Source organism: Parasphingorhabdus sp. W113, from assembly GCF_055693205.1.
Genome location: NZ_CM146328.1, coordinates 1,570,182 through 1,590,988 on the forward strand (window position 1 = coordinate 1,570,182; position 20,807 = coordinate 1,590,988).

Genomic DNA, 20,807 nt, shown 5'->3' on the forward strand with positions numbered 1-20,807 from the left:
TCGCGTGCCGGTGGTGATGTCCGTGATGTTTATGCTTGTGCCGGTGCTTTGGCTTGGTGGCGGATGTTTTCCCCTTGAAAGTCAGCATCCCGGTCAACCTTCAGCCGCGCCCGAAGAATATCTCTTCGGATGACGAAACAGTTTCGGGAGGTCTTCCGCCCGTTGCGGACGCGCGATCTTAAAACCTTGAATCTCATCACAGCCGGAAACCTGCAACAGTTCCAGCTGTGCATCATTTTCGACCCCCTCCGCAATCACAGTCATTTCGAGCGCGTGTGCGAGGTGGGAAATGGTGCCGATAATCGCGCGATCGGCGGCGCTATGCTCAATGCGAGAAATGAAAGTGCGGTCAATTTTCAGACAGTTGGCTGGCAGATCGCGTAAATATTGCAGCGACGAATAGCCGGTGCCGAAATCATCGATGGAAATGCCGACACCGGCATCGCGTAGACGATGCAGGCTGTCACTGACATGGTCGCTATTGTTGAGCAGCAGTTCTTCGGTGATCTCGACCACGATTTTCGATGGCTCAATATCGTTGCGTTCAATATTGTTCAAGATTTCGTGACACACATTCTGGTTTTGGAACTGTCGCGGAGACACGTTAATTGCAACGCGCGGCAGATCGACACCTTCATCGGCGGAGGTTCGTATCTGCCGACACACTTCAGCGATGACCCACTTGCCGAGATTGTCCATCAGTCCGGTATCATCAGCGACCCGAATAAATTCCGCCGGCAACAAGCGGCCGCGCGTCGGGTGGTCCCAACGAATGAGAGCTTCGAGCCCAACATATTCCAGCGATTTTGCATCGACGATCGGTTGATATTCCAGAGCGAACTGGTTTTGGGCAATGGCATCGCGCAATTCGATTTCGAGCGAGGCGTCGGCCTGGGCAATCTGGTTCATGCCTTCGGAGAAAAAGCGATAGCAGTTCCGCCCGTTGGCCTTGGCATCATACATGGCGAGGTCGGCGAGACGCAGCAATTCTTCATATTCGTCGCCATCATGGGGAATCAGGCTGACGCCGACACTGGCCCCAATCACTTGCTCGACGCCGCTAATGGAATAGGGCTCGTTAATCGCCTTGAGGATTTTCGCGCAACGGGAATTGATCGAGATCTGCGCCTTCGACGTCGTTGAGGATGATGGCGAATTCGTCACCGCCAATCCGGGCAGCAAAATCATCCGATCCGATAATATCCAGCAACCGTTCGGCCACTTCGCGCAGCAGCGTATCGCCGCTGTGATGGCCACGGGTATCATTGATGACCTTGAAACGGTCGAGGTCCAGCAGCAAAAGTGCGGCTTCCTTGTTTTCCTTTTTGCATCGCTTGATCGCTTCGCGCACCTTCTCGGCCAGCAGGGCGCGGTTCGGTAGTCCCGTCAGCATGTCATGCAATGCGAGGTGGGTGCGATGCTCTTCGGCAAATTTCCGGGCGGTGATATCGACTGCGGTTGTCAGCACTCCGATCGTTTCGCCCTTGTGGTTGAGCAACGGCGATTTGTTGCAATGGAAGATCAGTTCCACACCATCGCTGGTGAAGGTTTCTTCGTAATGCGGGATCGGCTGATGGGATTTCAGGACGATCTCGTTACGGCGTGCCGAGTTTTCGGCTAGACTAGGACCCAGCAAATCACCGAAATAGGATCCGACCATCTGGTCGGGCGTCTTGTCGAACAGCGCGGATTGATAGGCATTGGTGAATAGGCATCGTCCTGACCGATCGGTTGCGTTGATCATGATCGGAATGGTATCGATAATCTGCTCCAACATGCTTTTGTTGGCCCGTTCATCAGGTTCGGCGGCGGATTTCAGAGCGGCATGTTTGCGTTCAATCTGCGAAGCCCGCTTCCGCAAATTATTGCTCTTCTCATTCTGGGTGAGCAGTGACATTGCGCGGCGACAGAATTCAACATGGGACACCGGACTTTGCAGAAAGTCAGTTGCGCCGGCATCCAGCGCCGTTAAACGGCATTCGCGGTCCTGGTGGGCGGTGATGACAATCGCCGGTACGTCGCTGCAATTGGACATTTTGCGGACATGCTTGATAAACTCTGCACCGTTCATCTGTGGCATTCGATAATCCACAACCAACAGATCGGCACTGTTGTTCCGTAACCATTCCAGTGCTTCGACTGGATCGGCAAATGTCACGGAAGAGTATTTTTCTCCCATGATCGTAACGAACTGGGCGTAGATCCGAAGATTGGTCGGCCGGTCGTCAACAATAAGCACACGTGTGGTCATGGGCCTGCAATACGCAGCGATGATCAAAATAAGGTTAACAACTGTTTTGCTCTAAAAAGTCGAGATTTCCGGTACTGAGCAGGGCGTTCCGGTTTCGATTCTCAGAGCGCCGCGTTGAGGAGAGTGACGTCACCACCAGCCGCAGCAACATTTTGTGTAATAACCTTTTCATGGACATACCGGTCGATACCATCTTGTTCGGTCAGGATTGGCAGAATTTCGCCACTGTGCTGGGCCAGAACCGTGCCGATTTCCGCTATGTTCGGTCCTGTGCTCGCCATGATAACCGCGCCGAGTGAACCTGTTTTGCGCAGATCGGACAATATTGCCTGATCTTTATGCGGGCTGATCTGGGCCAATTGGGGCGTCGCACAGGCGCGATTCAATGCTTGAAAAAAGGCGACCGTCTCGCCGGTTAAACCATGGCCGCCCAACTGGAGGAAGCTGTTGCCCGCGACAATGGCGCGGCTACAGGCCTGCAAGATGGCTACATCATCTCGCAATAAGGAAACAATGATCCCGCGCCCGCGAACCTGATAGCAATTGGTTTCTCCCGCTGGTGAGGGCAGCTGGCCGTCGTCACCGAACAGGTCGCGATAGTCTTGCGCCGCTGCGGCAAATATCTGCCTCGGATTATTGTCCGGAAGAGCATCGGCGACGCTGTCCAAACCCGCTTCTTCCCGGTGCGCTTGCCATTGCTGCAGAGCTTGGGCTGCCTTGCCCATCAGATCCGCGGTTGTTGATCCGTCCGGTTCGATGACACGAATGGAACCACGGTCGGGCTCTGAATCCAGGGGCCTGGGGCAGGGTGCCGGTTGCGAAAGCCGCAACAGGTAGAGCGGCCCGCCCGCTTTGGGACCGGTGCCGGAGAGGCCCTGGCCGCCAAAGGGCTGGACCCCGACCACGGCACCAATCTGGTTGCGGTTTATGTAGATATTCCCGACATTGGCCTGATCCGCGATCGTTTCGCAACAATCATCAATGCGGCTGTGGATACCAAGGGTCAGCCCATAGCCGCTGGCGTTGATCTGATTGACCATTTCAAATTTGTCTTTGGCGGCAAAGCGGACGACGTGCAGCACGGGGCCAAAGATTTCCTCCGCGAGTTCGTCGAGACTTTTTAGGGCAACAGCGATGGGGGCGATGAAATGGCCAGTTTTTTGTTGTTTCTTGCTGGTCGGGGTTTCGCCAATGATCCGATGGGTCTGCCGCAGTCGTGCGATATGCTGATCAATGCGTTCAAAAGCCTGGGCATTAATGACCGGACCAATGTCATGGTGCAAACTGGCTGGATCACCGACCATCAATGCTGCCATCGCGCCATTGAGCAGCGCTTCGAAACGGTCGGCAATATCATCTTGAAGGCATAAAATCCGCAAGGCCGAGCAGCGTTGGCCGGCGCTTTGGAAGGCGGATGAGACAACCGCATCGACGGTCTGTTCCAGAAGCGCGGACGAGATCGACGATCATCGCGTTGATGCCGCCGGTTTCAGCAATAAGCGGTATGCGGGCGCGATCGGTTTCGGCCAGTCGCAGCGCGATCCGCCGGGCGGTGGCGGTCGACCCGGTAAAACAGACCGCGGCCACTTTTGGTTGAGCCACCAGTGTTTCGCCAATGATCGTACCATCTCCGGGAACGAGATTTACCGCGGCTTTGTCGACACCGGCATCATGCAGCAGCCGGACGGCCTCAGCTGCGATCAGCGGCGTTTGATCGGCCGGTTTTGCAACCACGCTATTGCCCGCAGCCAGCGCGGCGGCGACTTGTCCGAGAAAAATCGCCAGCGGAAAATTCCACGGTGATATGCACAGCGCAACTCCCAGTGCAGTGCGAGCGGCGAAATCGGGATCTCTCGCTCGATCTGCATAGTAGCGGCAAAAATCGACGGCTTCACGGACTTCGTCAATGGCATCGGTCCAGGATTTTCCGGCTTCCTTGATCGCCAGATAGTGAAAAATGGATGCGCGTTGCTCCAACAGATCGGCTGCGCGCTCGAGCCTTGCGGCCCGCTCTGCGGGATCACGCGCCGACCAGTTCGCAAACGCTTGATGGGCAGTTTTGACCGCCCTGATCGCAATCGCCGGATCGGAAATCTCTACCTTTCCAACGGTTTCGGTTTTGCGGGCAGGGTTTGTCACGGATTGCGTAGTCCCGCTCTCCAGCTTGCCATCGATGATCGCTCCGGCGTGATAGGGTTTTGCGGCGGCCTCCAGACCCGTTTCAAATCGGTCTCGGGTTTGCGGATCTGACAGGTCCCAGCCATCAGCGGTGTGACGGTGTTCGCCAATAAACGCCCGAGGCGAGGGAATATTTGCATTTTCGATGGTCGAAGCCTTGGCCAAAAGCGTTGCCGGATGTTGGACCAGATCGTCTACCGGCACATCTTCGTCATTGACCTTGTTGACAAAAGAACTGTTCGCACCGTTTTCCAGCAGTCGCCTGATCAAATAGGACAGCAAGTCCTTCTGGGTGCCGACCGGTGCATATATGCGGCTGCCATGGCCGGTTTGTGCCAGGATACCATCATGGAGCTGTTGCCCCATGCCGAACAGCCGCTGAAACTCGATCGATCGTGCCGGGCCAGCCAGCTCCTGTATCGCTGCCACACTGGTGGCGTTATGCGTCGCAAACTGGGGTATAAACGCCTCAGGATGTGCCAATAGTTTCTGCGCACAAGCGAGGTAGCTGAGATCGGTCATTTCCTTGCGTGTAAACACCGGATAGGAATCCAGACCCATTTCCTGGGCTCTTTTGATCTCGCTGTCCCAGTAAGCGCCTTTGACCAGTCGTATATAAAGGGGTGCGCCAAAATTCTTGGCTTTTTCCTGCAACCAGTCGATCAAAGGTCGCGCCCGTCTTTGATAGGCTTGGACGACAAATCCCAGACCGTTCCAGCCCTGCAGTTCCGGCTGCGCCATCAGGCTCGCCAAAACATTCATCGAGATGTCCAGTCGCTCGGCTTCTTCGGCATCGATGGTGATTTGCACATTGGCGTCACGAGCGACAATCGCCAGCTTGGTCAGCAGCGCGGTGATCTCCGGAACCACTTGTTTGGCCTGACCATATTCATAACGCGGATGCAGCGCCGACAATTTTATCGAGATGCCATGGTTTTTGGCCGGGTCGTCAGATTGTGCATTCCCCGCCACGGCATCCAGCGCCGCCGCATAGGCTGAATAATATTGCGCTGCATCGGCTTCGGTTCGCGCCGCTTCGCCCAGCATATCGAATGAAAAAAGATAGCCATCCCGGCCATATCGTGCCGCGCGTCTCAGCGCCTTTTCCAAGGTTTCGGCGAAGACGAATTGGGAGGATAGGGCCCGTACAGCGGTTCGGGTTGACCACCGCAAGATACCGTTACCGGTTCGAACAAGGGCTTTGCCAACCCCGTGTTCTTTCCCCTTGGTCCATCGCAACCAGCGGTCTGTGCCATGCAATGCCCGCGCTGACAGGCTCATCGCAACCGTGTGTCCGGCGCCGCTATGGGACAGCCAGTTTTGCTCGACAATCTTGTCGTGGATAAGCGCATCGGCAGTTGTCGCATCGGTTGTCCGTGACAGCGCTTCCGCCAGCCTCATGAGTTGTACGCCTTCAGTCGTGGACAGCCCATATTCGGTGAGGAATTGATCGATTAGCGGTTGCCTTTTTTGCGCGCGCAGCCGCTGGATCATTCCGGCACTTGCAGCCGTTACCCGGTCCTGTGCCGCAATATCCCACTGCAGTTCCTGCTCTATCTCACCGCAAATGTCGGTTTCACTTTTCCAGGTCGCTGCGATCACCTGGGCATAGAGGCGCTGCTCTTTTGACTGGTGCTGAGTCTGAATATTCATGACAAAAAACTAACACTGGACGTTAGGAATGAAATCAGAAATAGAGCCAGTACATAGGAAGATTATCTGTTATACGCGCAAACGCTAAGCCGAATGGACTATATCATGACTGAAGATAGAAGCCTGGACAAATTTGACTGGCGCATTCTCGATGCCGTGCAGGCAGATGGACGGCTGTCTCTTGCAAAGTTGTCCGAAAAAGTTGGTCTGTCCAAAACGCCCTGCCAAATCCGATTGAAACGGTTGGAGGAAGACGGATATATCACCGGCTATCATGCCCGACTGAACATGCGCAAAATCCGGAAAAACTATGTTGTATTCATTCAGGTCAAACTGGAAGCAACCAGCCGCCGCCATCTGGAACAGTTTAATACCGCCGCGCGAAAGATGAAGGCGATCCAGTCCTGTCACATGATGGCGGGCGGCTTTGATTATCTGCTCAAGGTGCGCTGTCGCAATATGGAGGAATATCGCGCGATATTGACAGACCATATCAATGATCTGCCTGGTGTATATCAAACAACCACCTTTCCGGTGATGGAAGAAATCAAGCAGACCGTTGGTGTCGGTCTGCTCGACTAGCAAATGCGGAGATCAAGGTGCCGGCTCGGTCAGAATCGTTCAGAGATAGTGTTGGGACCGAAAACTGAACGGAGCACCCGCTCCAAAGATGATATGGTCAACAAGTTCGACCTCGAGCGCTCGACAGATCAGCGCGAAGGACTTGGTCGTTCGAATATCAGCGCTGCTCGGATGGGGGACGCTATGCGGGTGCGAATGACACAGGATCACGGCATCGCTGGCATAGCTGGCCATGTGGTGGATGATCGCCTTGGTATCGATGGTCACCGAATGGGCGTTTTGTCCCTGAAAATATTGCGCTGTCCACAAGCCGGTTCTGGCACAGCGATGTAAAGCGCAAGCCTGTTCGAACGGCACGGTGCGCCAGCGCGCTTCAATCGCGCCGAGCGTTTCGTGCAGATCGGGCTGGGGAATGGCGGCGCCATCGCAGAGCGGTCTTGCTTGTGGCGAAAACGGGCGGTTCTCGGCTCTTTGTTCCAACATGAAATATGCCCCCATATTATGCTGCATCGGTTAGTTGCTCATCCTTCCGTTTCCGTGCGATCATGCAATCGGGTATCGCTCCATTTCAGAATCCTTTTCCGGGTCCTGGCCATGAAATGCAGATGGCCGGTTGAGCGAGACGGCAGGGCAGTCTAGGTCGAGAGAAACGCAATTGGAGTATGGCCATTGATTCCCGGTACGCACTACGAGCAGCAATATCTCGACCTGATGAAACGGATATGGACCGCGGGTGATGAACGGGTCGATCGGACCGGCGTCGGGACCCGGGCAATTTTCGGTGCGACAATGCGCTTTGACCTGCAAGAGGATGCCATACCCTTGTTGACGACGAAGCGTGTTTTCTGGAAAACGGCGACCCGGGAAATGTTGTGGTTTTTGACTGGAAACACCAATATTCGGCCATTGGTTGAGCAGAAAGTGCATATCTGGACGGACTGGCCGCTCGACAATTATCGCAAGGCTACCGGCGAGGATTTGGATCGCGATGCGTTTGAACAGCGGATTATCGATGATCCGGTTTTTGCCGATCAATGGGGTGATCTCGGACCGGTATATGGCAAGCAGTGGGTTGATTGGCCGCGCTATACGCCCGCTGGGGAGGGGCTCTATCGACGGGAAGAGCAAGGGATTAATCAGATCGCTTTGCTGATCGATGGTTTGAAGAATAACCCGGGTTCCCGCCGTCATATCTTCACAGGCTGGAATGTCGCCGAATTGGACCAAATGGCATTGCCACCCTGTCACAAAACCTATCAATTCTACATTTCGGAAGGCAAATTATCGGGGCTGCTCTATCAACGAAGCTGTGATCTCGGCCTCGGTTTTGCGTTCAATGTCTATTCCGCTGCCTTGTTGATCCGGATGATTGCCCAACAATGTGATCTCGAGCCTGGCGAGCTGGTCTGGAATGGCGGCGATGTGCATCTCTATCTTAACCATGCCGAATTGGTGGAAGAGCAACTGGCCCGGACCCCTTCGGGAGCGCCGACCCTGCACTTGCTGCGTAAGCCGGAAACGATTTTTGACTATGCAATCGAGGACTTTGAGGTGCGTGACTATGCGCCACAAGCCCATATTTCGGCACCGGTAGCCGTTTAATGTCATGTGGAATAATCGGCTGATTTCCGGGTCATAAAAGGTCTCTCTTCGGACGCAAACAACCATAGTCGAGCAATTTTATGCTACGAGTGGATATAAATTTGCGTTGAAAAGTGGTATCCAAAGATACCGCAGCGAGTCGTTCTGCAACTTTAGTAACAGTATTTGGGGGCATCTATTCCAACCTCGGGGAGGGGATTAATGTTGTTCGCCCATATAAACCGTTTTTTGCTTCTTGGTACTTCTTCCACAGCCTGTATTGTTGCCCTTGCAGCGCCCGCTCATGCGCAAGCCATGCCGGACATGTCGGAACGGTCCGCTGTCACCACGGTGGTTGACGGGTCACCCCATCAGTCATCCGCGCCGATCATGGTCGAGGACCGGTCGCAGATCGTCGTCCGTGATGACCTGTCGCCGGATGAATCCCCTCCGACGGGTGTGCTCGATGATACGGTTGATATTACCGGAGTGGGACAGATGGCGACCCGCCCTGACCAGACATCATTTGGACTGGGGCTGTGCACAGGCAGCCTGATCAATCCGCGCACGGTGATTTTCGCTGCCCATTGCGTCAATGATCAACCGGCCGAGAGTTACGGGTTTGCCGCTGGCGGAACGGCGATGAGCTTCGGCTTTGGCGCAGATAATCTGCCTGGAGTCCGTCGCTGGGTCGGCCTGGACGGCGGTACAGCCAATGCCACGGACGAAGAGTTCGCCATCTACAATGTCGAGCAGCTCTGGTATGATGAACGCTCCGTTCCACTTGGCTTCCTCGAGGCCGATATCGCCTTGGCGACACTGGACACGCACGCAGGCAATATTCCGACATGGACATTGCTGTTCTCGCCGCTTGAGGGCGAAACGCATGCGATTGTGAACGGCTATGGCTCGCGCGGCATTGGTTCGGAAGGCCCTATCGGGATCGATTTCCGCCGCCGTGTCGCGGAGAATGTAATCTCGTCGCTCAGCTCGCTGAATGACCGGAATAATTTTCTGTTCGGCCCGGACGACTATGGCTTGCCTCAGACACTATACAATCTGGATTTTGACAGTCCCGCGGGGAAGCGGTGTTTGATTCCGACAACGGTTTGTTTGACTTTGATCTGTTTGATGGTCCGGCGCTGCCGCGCGAGGGATCGACGGCTGGCGGCGATTCCGGCGGACCGCTCATCGCGGACGAGGCCTTTGACACGCCGGTTGTTGTCGGGGTTCTGTCGGGTGGGTCCCGGTTCTTTGGCAATGATCCCGAAGACCCGAATACGTTCCAGCCTTTTTCTTCCTACGGGACCCAAGCTTTTTACCAGCCGCTGTTCCTTTACTGGGAGCAGATTGTCGCCAATAACAGCTATGTCTATGCTTCGGCCAAGGCGGGTGTTCGCAATTGGGAAAATCCGAACCACTGGGAACAGGATATGGATCCAGCCTATGCGATTGCCGTTGATGGCGAGCTGGTCAATGCCTTGCCGGGCTTCGCAGAACCGGGTCTGACCGGGGATACGCCAAAATTTGGCAATGTCTGTTTTCTTGACGATTGCCAGGATCTGTCAACGCTGAGCGTTCCATTGGCGGAAGGCGACCCCAACAGTGTTTTCGTTCCAGGCGGTCCGGGCAGCACCGGCTTCGTGCCGAACAATGTTATCGGTGATCCCTCAACCGGCACCCGTGCGCGCTACTATGAAGTGACGCTCGATGCCATTGGCCAGACGCGATTGACCAGCGATATCACGATCGACCGGTTGAACGTCGAAGGACTCGCCAGTCTCAAGGTCCGGTCCAGTGGCGCTTTGAAAGTCTGGGGCGATTATTCCCAGACCGGCGGCTGGGTTGATGTTGACGGGTCTCTGACCACCGGAGAAGCTTTTCTGGGTGCGGGCTTGCTGTCCGGCTCGGGCTTTTTCGACCCTACCTTCCTGACATCCGTGCAAGGAGCGATTGCCCCCGGCGGACTGTTCGGCGAGGTTGGAACGCTGACCATTGCCGGGGATGTCATTCTCGCTTCGGCATCGCTGACCTATTTCGATGTCGGTCGACGGGGCGGAGATTTGCTCGCGGTCGTGGCGGATGAGGATAATCCCGGCATCATTTCGCTCGGCGGGACCGCGGCTGTCATCAACAAATTCGGGCGCAGAGGCGCGCGGTATGGACAGACGTTCGAAATCATCACCGCCGAGGGCGGCGTGCAGAATGTCTTTGATGATGTGGTTGGCCGGATCGGCGTGCTCTATCCGGAACTGCAATATGACCCCAACACGGTCACGGCCCGAATGCGCGCCATCCGCTTTTCGGACTTCTTCTCGCAAAATGGCGTGACCAATCCATTCTCCCTGGCTTTTGGTAGTGCCCTGGATGCGACCCGTACCCGTTCCTATGCGGATCTTGAGGCGGTCTATGGATTGATCGACGTGATGGAAGCACCGGAGTTGAACGCGACGTTCCAGAGTTTGTCGGCGGCGCAAGCCGGTCGGACAACAACGCTGGATGAGCGGCAAGGCGCAGCGATGCGCACGCTGGTTGCTGACCGGTTGTCGGTGATGGGCACGCAGCGCGCCAAAGGCGGAACTATCCAGATCATCGGATCGTCCCGGACGATTGGCGGCGGGAGTGGCTTGAGCGAAAGCGCTGCAGCCCAGATCAGCTTTGCGGCCAATTATCAACCGTCGGACTGGAGCGCGGTGCAGTTGCCTGAAAATATGTCGGGCTTCCTGTCCTCGGGATATGACCGGACAACGCTCGCCTTTGCCGATCCCGGGAGCGGGGCAAATCAGGGCAGCTGGCATATCGCCATGGGCCTGGAATATGCGCTCGACAGCCAGGCAACCTTGGGAACGGCCTTTGGTTATGCCAGTGGGACACAGGAAGTCAGCGGAACCCTGGCCCGGGTCGCGACCAATCAGGCGTCTGTTTACGGAAATTATCGGCTCGGCGGCAATTTCTATGTCGGCGGTCAGGCGAATATGGCCCACTCGCAAATTGACTCGTCCAGCCGTGTGACGGGAGTCGCCTCGTTCGGCAATCTTGATACCAGCTCGCTCAACTTCGCGGGTCAGATCGAGACGGGCTATAGTCTGGAAGTGGACGGGTTGATGGTCACGCCGCGGGCGGCGATTGGCTATTCTTCCTATCGGGTCGACGGTTTCCGCAACAGCGGAGGGAACCTTGCCATGGCGGTCGATGAAATCAGTCGCGCCGGCGTGGATGCCCGTGTCGGCCTGAAATTGTCCGGAGCAGCGAGGATAAGCTTTGCCTCCGCCTGGTCATTCCAGCCCGAAATGAAGCTGGACTATGTCAGCCGTCTGTCAGGCAATGATACCAATTTCCTGGTCCGTTTCCTGGACGCAGAAAATATCCCCTTTGCCTTGCCGATCGGTCTGCAGGACTCCTCCTATGGGGAAATGAAAGGGGGCTTCAGCGTGGGCAATGGCATTTTCCGCTTTGGCGCCGCAGTGGAGACTCGCCTCGGTCAACAAATCTACCGCGACGATCGAGCGGTGGTGAACATGTCGATGCGTTTCTGATTTTTCAAAGGGGATAGCGACAAGAAAAGGAGCATGATATTGCTCCTTTTTTTGTGGCTGGTTTAATAGGACAGATATATTGACCTTTTAATTCACTTGTAATAATATGATAATCGATTGAAATAAAAATCACCGCGCGCACAAGCGATGCAACAGGAGAGGCCTGATGACTGACGGAAAATCGAAAAGTAATTTGCCGCCATTGAGCCTCCATGTGCCGGAGCCGCAATTTCGGCCGGGTGATCCGGTCGACTATAGTCACCTGGAAATTCCGGCCGCGGGCGCATGTGTCCGGCCGGATGTCACCACAGCGCCAATCGACATGCGCGACATGGTCTACAACATGGTTCGGGTGCTCGACGACGATCATCAGGCGGTTGGCCCATGGGATCCCAAGCTGGACGATGAAACCCAGCTCAAGATGTTGCGTACCATGGCGCAGGTTCGGGCCTTTGATGATCGGCTGCACCGCCAGCAACGGCAGGGCAAGACCAGCTTCTATATGAAATGCACTGGCGAAGAGGCGACGGCAGTGGCAACGACCATGGCTCTCGACGCCGATGACATGTGTTTCCCGAGCTATCGTCAGCAAGGCATCTTGTTCGCGCGGGGCTATCCGATGGTCGAGATGGTCAATCAGATATTCTCCAACCGCGAAGACAAGTTGAAAGGCCGCCAATTGCCGATCATGTACAGCTCGCGCGACCACGGGTTTTTCACGATTTCTGGCAATCTGACGACGCAATATCCGCAGGCCGTGGGCTGGGCGATGGCGAGCGCGAGCAAGGGCGACAACCGGATTGCATCGGTCTGGTGCGGCGAAGGATCGACGGCGGAAGGCGACTTCCACAGCGCGATGACTTTTGCCGCAGTCTATAACGCGCCAGTGGTGATGAACATCGTCAACAACCAGTGGGCGATTTCCTCCTTTTCGGGATTTGCAGGCGCGGAACGAACGACGTTCGCCGCACGCGCGGCTGGCTACGGCATGGCGGGTTTGCGGGTTGATGGTAATGATCCACTTGCCGTTTACGCAGCGATGCGCTGGGCTGCCGAACGGGCGCGGACCAACAACGGGCCGACGCTGATCGAGCATTTCACTTATCGCGCGGACGCCCATAGCACTTCGGATGATCCAACCGCCTATCGCAGCGCGCAGGAGCGCGAGGAATGGCCGCTTGGTGATCCGATCATGCGCTTGAAGCGTCATCTGATCGCGCGCGGGATCTGGGACGAGGAACAGCAGGCTGCGCTCGACGCCGAATGCCTCGAAAATGTCAAAGAGGCGGTAAAAGAAGCCGCTAAAAACGGCATATTGGGCCACGGTCTCCATCAGCCGTTTGAAACCATGTTTCAGGATGTCTTTGAGGAAATGCCCTGGCATCTCAAGGAGCAGGCGGAACAGGCGAACAAGGAACGGGAAATCAAATGGCCGTCATGAACATGATAGAGGCGATTAATTCCGGCCTCGACACAATGATGGAACGCGATGACAATGTCGTCATCCTGGGCGAAGATGTCGGCTATTTTGGCGGCGTTTTCCGGGCCACTGCTGGCTTGCAGAAAAAATACGGCAAGACCCGCTGTTTCGACACACCGATTAGCGAGAACGGCATTATCGGGGCCGCGGTTGGCATGGGGGCTTATGGATTGCGTCCGGTTCCGGAAATACAATTTGCGGACTATATCTATCCGGGCATGGACCAGCTCATCTCTGAAGCGGCCCGCTTGCGTTACCGTTCGGCTGGCGAGTTTATTGCGCCATTGACCGTGCGCTCACCCTTTGGCGGCGGTATTTTCGGCGGCCAGACTCACAGCCAGTCTCCGGAAGCGATGTTCACCCATGTGTCGGGATTGAAGACGGTTATTCCTTCGACGCCCTATGATGCCAAAGGTCTGCTGATTGCGGCAATCGAGGATAACGATCCAGTGCTCTTTTTTGAACCTAAGCGCATCTATAATGGTCCTTTTACGGGCTATTACGACAAGCCGGTTGAGCCCTGGTCAAAATTTGATGCCGCTGAGGTGCCCGAGGATTATTATCGGATTCCGTTGGGCAAGGCGAATATTGTGCGGCCGGGAGATGCCGTCACGGTGCTCGCTTATGGCACGATGGTGCATGTTGCCAAGGCGGTGGTCGAAGAGCATAATATTGATGCTGAAGTCATCGACCTGCGAACTTTGGTGCCGCTCGATATCGAAACGATCGAGCAATCTGTCAAAAAGACCGGCCGCTGTCTGATCGTTCACGAGGCAACCCGAACCAGTGGCTTTGGAGCTGAATTGTCTGCTATCGTCCAGGAACGGTGTTTCTATCATCTGGAAGCGCCGATTGAACGCGTCACCGGTTTTGATACACCTTATCCGCATTCACTCGAATGGGCCTATTTCCCCGGACCTGTCCGGATCGGGGAAGCGCTTGAAAAAATCGTCGGGGAATTGAAGTCATGAGCATCTACACATTCAACTTGCCGGATATCGGTGAAGGTATTGCCGAAGCCGAGATTGTTGCCTGGCATGTCAAGGTCGGAGACATGGTCGCTGAAGACGACCAGATTGCTGACATGATGACCGACAAGGCCACGGTCGAAATGGAAGCGCCCGTCTCGGGCAAGGTTGTGGCCGTGGCGGGTGAAGAGGGCGATATTATCGCGATTGGATCCATGCTGGTGGAGATCGAAGTCGAGGGCGACGCTGCGCGTGCCGATACTGCACCCCAAGCCGATACTGCATCCCAAGCCGATGCGCCAACCGCCGAAAAATCTGTTGAAGCGGCACCGGATGCCGCCATGGCGTCAAATGAAGCCATTGATAAAAAAGAAAAAACCGACGGTTCGGAACTTAAGAATCCGTCTGAACAACCGGCCGATGTGAAGCCCGTGCAACAGCCTGAAACTGACGTCAAGGCGGCACTGGAAGCACCCGCTCCCAAGGTGCTCGCGACCCCAGCCGTGCGCAAGCGGGCGCAGGATCTCGGTGTGGATCTGACTCAGGTCAAAGCCCAGGGCGACCATATTCGCCATGCCGATCTCGACGCCTATTTGAGCTATGGCAGCGGGCAGGGTTACAGGCCCGCCGGAACCAGCCTGAAGCGCGATGACGAGACCATCAAGGTGATCGGTATGCGCCGAAAAATCGCACAGAATATGGCTGAATCAAAACGCCATATTCCGCATTTTTCCTATGTCGACGAAATTGATATGACGGCGCTGGAAGACATGCGTGCGGACCTGAATGCCAACCGTGGCGAGCGGCCGAAACTGACCATGTTGCCTTTGATGATCGTGGCCATCTGCAAATCGCTGCCTGATTTTCCGATGCTCAACGCCACATATGATGACGAGGCGGGCGTTGTAACGCGTCATGGCGGTGTGCACATGGGCATGGCAACCCAGACCGACCAGGGCTTGATGGTGCCCGTTCTGAGGGATGCTCAGGACCAGAATATCTGGCAATTGGCGTCGGAAATCAGCCGGTTGGCGGCCGCTGCACGGAGCGGTTCGGCCAAGGCATCGGAATTGTCGGGTTCAACCCTGACATTAACGTCTCTCGGCCCATTGGGCGGCATAGCAACGACGCCCGTGATCAACCGGCCGGAAGTGGCGATTATCGGGCCCAACAAGATTGTCGAGCGGCCGATGATTGTCGATGGTGAGATTCAGGCGCGCAAGCTGATGAATCTGTCAATCTCTTGCGATCACAGGGTGGTGGACGGCTATGATGCCGCCAGCTACGTTCAGGCGCTCAAGCATTTGCTCGAGACCCCGGTATTGTTGTTCGCCGATTGACCATTGCGCGGCACGCTCGCTAAAGCTGTCACCCCCCAAAGGTTTCTGCCTTGCCAAGATTAGGCGCTGATCGGATCAGCGTGATCGGTCCGCGGGCCTCAAAGGCAGCCGACCTATGTCACAGCTCCTGCTCTAGAACCCCAAATTCCCGAGCGTTTGCTGGTCAAACTTCAAGCGGAAGGTGATAAAGGGCCCATCTCTGGTATAGCGACTTTCTTCAAAGTCGCGGTCTTCGAAACCCACCACATTATAGCCGAGCGAGATATAGCCGTTTTTAAACGGTGTGATCCCGATGCTCGGTCCCCCGCTATAGGCAATCGTATCGAAATCCGTGCCTATGCGCGCAGTCGCCTGGCCGCCAATGTCAATCGTGTCGGACAGATCAAATTTGACGTCCGCGCCGATCACATTGCTCCAGCCTTCGATGTCATCTTCACCAAATTTGTCGAAAACATAGCGGCTTCCCCAAAAGAAACTATATTCTCCCGCTTCGGTGAACAGGCCATCATCCGCGTCAATCGGCGTGTAATTGACGCTTAAACTATTGATAATTCTACGAGAAGTGACGTTGCCACTGACCAGCAGCGGTGCGCCGCCAATCGGGCCGGATTCGCCAGCCGTCGCATTGCGAACCTTGTCTTCGCGAAATTCCAGTTTCTCCAGCCACGACCATCGGCTGTCAGCAGGGCGATAAGCCCAGCTGGCTTCGGCTTCGACCACCTGTGTGCTGGTGCCGGTTTGATCTTCGGCATGGAAAATGCTGCCCAGAGCGCCGATCGCATTGCCTTCGCCGATCTGTTTCAGAACCGCTGAGGTAAAGCCGTAGCGTTCGGTCAGATCACCGTCGCGATACTCGGCGCGTGAAACCCAGCTCCAGTCATCGTTGCGATAGGTGGCACCGGCCGTGACCGCGATGAAATCTTCAGTCAAGGCTCCATCAGAGCCAAGGAAACCACCCGATGCAACCGGCTGTTCTTCGTTGACAACATCCCCGCGATCAAAGCCGCCGAGTGTTTCATTGCCATCAAGCGAGAAATCGACAGTCCACTTTTCATCCAGGGGAATGGTCTGTGTCAGACCATAAGCCGCAAAGGTACGTGGCCCGAACTCGGTAATTTCTTGCTGGTTGGCACTCGCCACGACGCGGCCGCCTTCCCAGGGGGCGACATCAACCCCGATGCGCGCGGTGCGGGCATCGATATTTTCGCCATCAGCAATTTCATAGGTTCCGACCAGCTTGATGTCCTTGGTGATAGAATAGCGGGCCGTTACGCTGTGCCGCGCAGGAAAATCGATGCTTTCATCCTGGCCACCCAGCGCAAATTCGGTTTGTGCATCCAGTTCCAGCTTGCCGTCGAAGAAACTTTGTGTCGCTCCGAGGCGGGCGAGCGTCGAGCGATTCACCGTTCCATCGGACAACCGGTCTTCGGCGTGGACAATGCCCGCCCGCAACGCGGTTTTCTCGGACCGATATTCGATCTCAGCATTGGCGGAACGCCGGCGGGCACCAACGGTCAGGAAATTTTCCTGATAACCGGAAGCCGCGAGCGACAAGCGATCGGTGATCCGGACGCGCGCATCAATCCCGAATTTCCGGGTTCCGCTTTCGGCGCTGTTGAGCTGTCCGAGGCCAAAGCCGCCCGATTGCTGACGAACATAGGCCAGCACATCGAATTTCGAACCGTGATGTTCGGCTTCGACGAGCCAAGCGGTCGCGGAATCCCCTGCGCTTTCGGTACCGTCAAGCGCGCCGGCAATCTTGGCTTGATTATCGGTCGCCGCCAGTTCCGCGCGAAACTCGGTCTTCAAGCTCGGGCGATAACGAACATCCACACCCAGCAGGTCGGTTTTCACAGCTTCATTTTCGTCGTGGATCGCGGTGGCGCCAATTTTGAACTTCTGATCCGCCGACTGGTAGGTCAGGCGGCCGCCAGCGTTGAGATCCCGTCCGGCAACGCCGAGAACTTCATATTCAGCAATGATGAATTGCGGATCCAGTCCACTGCTACGGCTCAAGATCGGCTCGCGGAACCGCAAGGTGCCGGCCAGATAGTCGATATCATAGTCGATATGCCGGGACAGTTCGCGCCGTTCGACGATGCGATCTGACCGCAGGCGATCCCGGGTTTCGATCGTAATCCGTTCGCTATTGGCAAGAATGTCTCGCGCCGCCAGTGGATAGGGGCCGGACAGGCCATTGCCCTGAATTTCCTCGCGCCGGAAGCGGTTGGGCGTATCCGCGCCAAAGGCCGTCGCGTGGACCTGTTCGTTGCGATATTCGGCCTTGATGCCGTTAAACGCGCGCTGATATCGCGCCAGTTCTGGCTCGTCGATACCGGTCTCATAATCGCCGAACAGCGCATAGAATTGCGGCCGCTCGAGCTTGAGATAGAGGCGACGGACCGAGGCGGCATCATAGCGTTGCTCGGAACGATCGGCGTAAACCGTATAGTAGCGCCGTGGATCGATAATTCCCTGGAACCGGGTTTCATCTTCCTGCTTGTCGCTGTCATAGGCCAGCGTCATCAACCACTTACCGGTGATCCGGCCTTTGGCGTAGAGGGCGACGCGGCCATCAACATTGATATTGTCGTCATCTTCGACCAGGTCCTCAAGCCGCTCATCAAGTGTGTTGAAGCCCACTGTTCCTGCGGCAAAACCAACGACGGTCCAAGGACGATCGCCAGGATCCAGCCAGGTTTCGATCCGCTGCTCGCGCGATACTTCGCCGTCCTGGAACGGGAAGGTGATGCTGACAGAGCCGGAAGCGGTGGTTGGGGTCAATTCGATATAGGCAATGCCCTCGTCGCCCTCAACGCGCCATACGGGCGCCCCGCGCTCCAGTCCGGACAGTTGGTTGGCTTGCTGGGCATCGACTTCCACGGCCGGTGTGTAAGGCGCAGGGACGCTGAAATCGCCAACCAGGCCATGATGCGCGGGTTTGCCGTCGCGATCGGTCAAGCGAACCGCAATGACCGGTCGTGTGACGCCATCAGCGACCAGCACGGATTTTTCCTTGAGCAATTCCGCGTTGAGTGGACTTGCCGAATAGTGCACTTCGCGACGCAATTCTTCGACCAGATTGCCGTTTTTATCGAGAATACGCGCTTTGAGGACGTTTTTCCGCGTTTCTATCTCCAGACCGCGCCAGATGCTGACCCGGACCTTCCCGTCAGCGCTTTTCTTGGTGCCATCAAAGGACAAACCGTCCACTTTGGCGCCGTTCACCGTCAATTCGACGCTCTGCCCGGGCTGATGCTTGATCGCCACCCGCAACGCTTTGACGCGCGGATTATAGTCTTCGGCCGGGAACAACCAGCCAATGCCAGGGGTCTCGCCAGCAACCCAATCGCGTTCCGCGCCTGCGGCTTCCGGATCGGACAGAATTTCGGGTTTCTGATAGCTTGGTACAACCGGTATTTCACGTGCTGCAACCTTTTTGGCACGGAAATCTGCACGTTTCAGCGCGCCACCGCGGCCTTCGACAAAGCGTGAAATTGCGCTGCCGGCCGATCGCGTATTCAGGGCGCAGTCGATCGGTGCCTGATCTGCCGGGAAGGTTGAGGGATCGACCTGTACAACGTGCAATCCGGGCCGAACACCTTCAAAATGATAGCGGCCATCCGGGTCGGTAACCGTATAGGTGCCGTCTTGCAGCATGACCCGTACGCCGCCGATTCCCGACGCTGTGCGGGGATCAATGGTGCAGCCGCCTTCAGTAATGCGTCCGATAATCGTGAAACGTTCCGAAATCCCGTCACGTTCGATACGGACGGTGGCGTCGGTCGGCGGACTGACCGCTCCGCGATTGTCGCGTGCCTGGGCGAGGTTTGTAGCATCACCGGGTTGAGCATCAGGCCGGATTTCAGCCAAATAGGTCAATAGTCCGCTGGCAGCTGGGGCCAGCGAAGGCACGGTGACGGTAAAATTCTGACCATTGGGTTCAACCACTGGCGTCACCAGCGCGCCATTGTAGCGCACGGTATCGACGCGCAGACGCATGGCGCGCGGCAGCTGATCCTCCACGGAAACAGCGCCGGTGGTCCGCGCGGGATCGGTATTCTCGACGGTGACCCGATATTGTACCGCATCCCCGGGAACCGCAACAGCGGTGGAAGCCGTTTTGGTGATCACCAACGGGACACCAGGGCGATCCAGCGGGACGTCTACCCGCACCGGCGCGGGATCATCGAGGACGATGATACCACCATAGGATCCATCCACAATTGTGAAGGGAAGCCCGTCGGTTCGCCTGAAGCCGGCCAATTCTGCCGGAGTGGCCTCGGACGGCGCAGTATAGGGCGCCGGAGGTTCGATCAGCAGGCGATATTGGCCGGGCCGGGCAAAGGGAAACCGGTAGAAGCCCTCTGGGAAATCATAGACATTGCCGCCGCTGTCGGTCACGGATCCGCCCGAAATGACCGTGCTGGGGAACACGGATACACCGTCGTCACCGAAAACATCTGCAGGCTGGCCGGTGGCGACATCAATCAATGTCACGCGCGTGCCGGAAACGGCTGCGCCGTCGCCACTGTCAAAGGTTTCGCCAAAGGGATCAATCAGGATCCCGATTTCTACTGTTCCGAGTGTATTGCCGCTGACTTCATCAATACTGATGTCGAGCTGATCACCGGGACGCACGGACAGAACGCAATCGCCCTGTACCGGCGATGGCGGAATCGCTGCCGTATTGATCATTCCAACGAAACGGCCGCTATTGACCTCGGTTTCCACGATGTTGATCGTTTCACGATCGCCAGAAGGCGTTGTGAGAACAACATCGAAGCTATCAATAGCGACGGCGCTGCTGTTCTTGTTTGGGGCAAGGACAGAAACGATAAGGGGCTCACCAGCGCGAATAAACTGGGTTTCCATGATGGAAGCCGGGCTGGTACTGACACCGGAGAAAACACCCACGAGCTCGACGGGGACATTGCCCCCGGAGCCTCTGCAGATGGTTCCCGGCAGGGGAAGCTGTTCCGCGCCAGGCGGATCATCAAAGTGATAAATGGTAATTTGGGGCGGCACATCTGGGGGTGGCACGACCTGAATATCGACACGGTTGGAAGGCGATTGCAGGCGTTGGTCGCCAACGTCCCATTCAGCCTCGGCGATATTGCTGATCAGGGGCAAGCCCTGGGCATGGGCGGGTACCATAGAGGCAGGCGCGATCATCGCCCCTGCAGCAAGCGCCAGGCTGACTGGCTTAATAAGATTGGTTAACCACCGCATGTAGAA

12 protein-coding genes and 1 pseudogene are annotated in these 20,807 nt (G+C 56.3%); 6 read left to right on the top strand and 7 right to left on the bottom strand.

From position 1 onward, the window contains the following. Positions 1 to 93: 93 nt before the first annotated feature. From ACZ1GS_RS07465 to putA, 4 genes and pseudogenes are all read right to left on the bottom strand, one after another. Positions 94 to 963 carry a putative bifunctional diguanylate cyclase/phosphodiesterase gene (locus ACZ1GS_RS07465; protein ID WP_472698088.1) on the bottom strand — a complete coding sequence of 290 codons (870 nt, stop codon included), beginning with the start codon at positions 961 to 963 and terminating at the stop codon, positions 94 to 96. 30 nt (positions 964 to 993) lie between these two features. Then, positions 994 to 2,251 (bottom strand): annotated as a pseudogene (locus ACZ1GS_RS07470) (diguanylate cyclase domain-containing protein); the annotation flags it as partial. Between the two features lie 101 nt (positions 2,252 to 2,352). Continuing rightward, entirely contained in the window at positions 2,353 to 3,711 is a 1,359-nt protein-coding gene (locus ACZ1GS_RS07475; RefSeq protein WP_472698089.1) for an aldehyde dehydrogenase family protein, read from the bottom strand. Beyond that, the gene (gene putA, locus ACZ1GS_RS07480; RefSeq protein ID WP_472697843.1) at positions 3,605 to 6,082 is read right to left on the bottom strand and encodes a bifunctional proline dehydrogenase/L-glutamate gamma-semialdehyde dehydrogenase PutA; all 2,478 of its coding nucleotides are present in this window, start codon (positions 6,080 to 6,082) and stop codon (positions 3,605 to 3,607) included. Before putA ends, ACZ1GS_RS07475 begins: the two co-directional genes overlap by 107 nt. A gap of 105 nt (positions 6,083 to 6,187) precedes the next feature. Between putA and ACZ1GS_RS07485 the strand changes: the two genes are divergently transcribed. Further along, complete coding sequence (locus ACZ1GS_RS07485; protein WP_472697844.1) at positions 6,188 to 6,664, top strand: Lrp/AsnC family transcriptional regulator; 477 nt, start codon at positions 6,188 to 6,190, stop codon at positions 6,662 to 6,664. Between the two features lie 39 nt (positions 6,665 to 6,703). On the opposite strand, the gene ACZ1GS_RS07490 is transcribed toward ACZ1GS_RS07485, so the two are convergent. Continuing rightward, positions 6,704 to 7,147, bottom strand: a complete 444-nt coding sequence (locus ACZ1GS_RS07490) for a JAB domain-containing protein (RefSeq protein WP_472697845.1) — start codon at positions 7,145 to 7,147, stop codon at positions 6,704 to 6,706. Between the two features lie 186 nt (positions 7,148 to 7,333). Here ACZ1GS_RS07490 and thyA point away from each other — a divergent pair, with 186 nt between their 5' ends. Beyond that, positions 7,334 to 8,266 (top strand): thymidylate synthase, encoded by a 933-nt coding sequence (thyA, locus tag ACZ1GS_RS07495; RefSeq protein WP_472697846.1) that lies wholly within the window; start codon positions 7,334 to 7,336, stop codon positions 8,264 to 8,266. Positions 8,267 to 8,767: 501 nt separating this feature from the next. Here the strand turns inward: thyA and ACZ1GS_RS07500 are convergent. Beyond that, the gene (locus ACZ1GS_RS07500) at positions 8,768 to 9,076 is read right to left on the bottom strand and encodes a hypothetical protein (protein ID WP_472697847.1); all 309 of its coding nucleotides are present in this window, start codon (positions 9,074 to 9,076) and stop codon (positions 8,768 to 8,770) included. Positions 9,077 to 9,333: 257 nt separating this feature from the next. Between ACZ1GS_RS07500 and ACZ1GS_RS07505 the strand changes: the two genes are divergently transcribed. The 4 genes from ACZ1GS_RS07505 to ACZ1GS_RS07520 all read left to right on the top strand — a co-directional run bounded on the left by ACZ1GS_RS07505 (position 9,334) and on the right by ACZ1GS_RS07520 (position 15,569). Continuing rightward, positions 9,334 to 11,781, top strand: a complete 2,448-nt coding sequence (locus ACZ1GS_RS07505) for an autotransporter domain-containing protein (RefSeq protein ID WP_472697848.1) — start codon at positions 9,334 to 9,336, stop codon at positions 11,779 to 11,781. A gap of 166 nt (positions 11,782 to 11,947) precedes the next feature. After that, positions 11,948 to 13,222: a thiamine pyrophosphate-dependent enzyme gene (locus ACZ1GS_RS07510; protein ID WP_472697849.1), complete on the top strand. Its 1,275-nt coding sequence runs from the start codon at positions 11,948 to 11,950 to the stop codon at positions 13,220 to 13,222. Then, on the top strand, positions 13,219 to 14,232 hold the full coding sequence (locus ACZ1GS_RS07515; protein WP_472698090.1) for an alpha-ketoacid dehydrogenase subunit beta: 1,014 nt from the start codon (positions 13,219 to 13,221) through the stop codon (positions 14,230 to 14,232). The genes ACZ1GS_RS07510 and ACZ1GS_RS07515 overlap by 4 nt, the downstream gene beginning before the upstream one ends. After that, positions 14,229 to 15,569: a dihydrolipoamide acetyltransferase family protein gene (locus tag ACZ1GS_RS07520; RefSeq protein ID WP_472697850.1), complete on the top strand. Its 1,341-nt coding sequence runs from the start codon at positions 14,229 to 14,231 to the stop codon at positions 15,567 to 15,569. The genes ACZ1GS_RS07515 and ACZ1GS_RS07520 overlap by 4 nt, the downstream gene beginning before the upstream one ends. A gap of 132 nt (positions 15,570 to 15,701) precedes the next feature. Here the strand turns inward: ACZ1GS_RS07520 and ACZ1GS_RS07525 are convergent, their stop codons facing one another. Next, the gene (locus ACZ1GS_RS07525; protein WP_472697851.1) at positions 15,702 to 20,744 is read right to left on the bottom strand and encodes a hypothetical protein; all 5,043 of its coding nucleotides are present in this window, start codon (positions 20,742 to 20,744) and stop codon (positions 15,702 to 15,704) included. Positions 20,745 to 20,807: the final 63 nt, after the last annotated feature.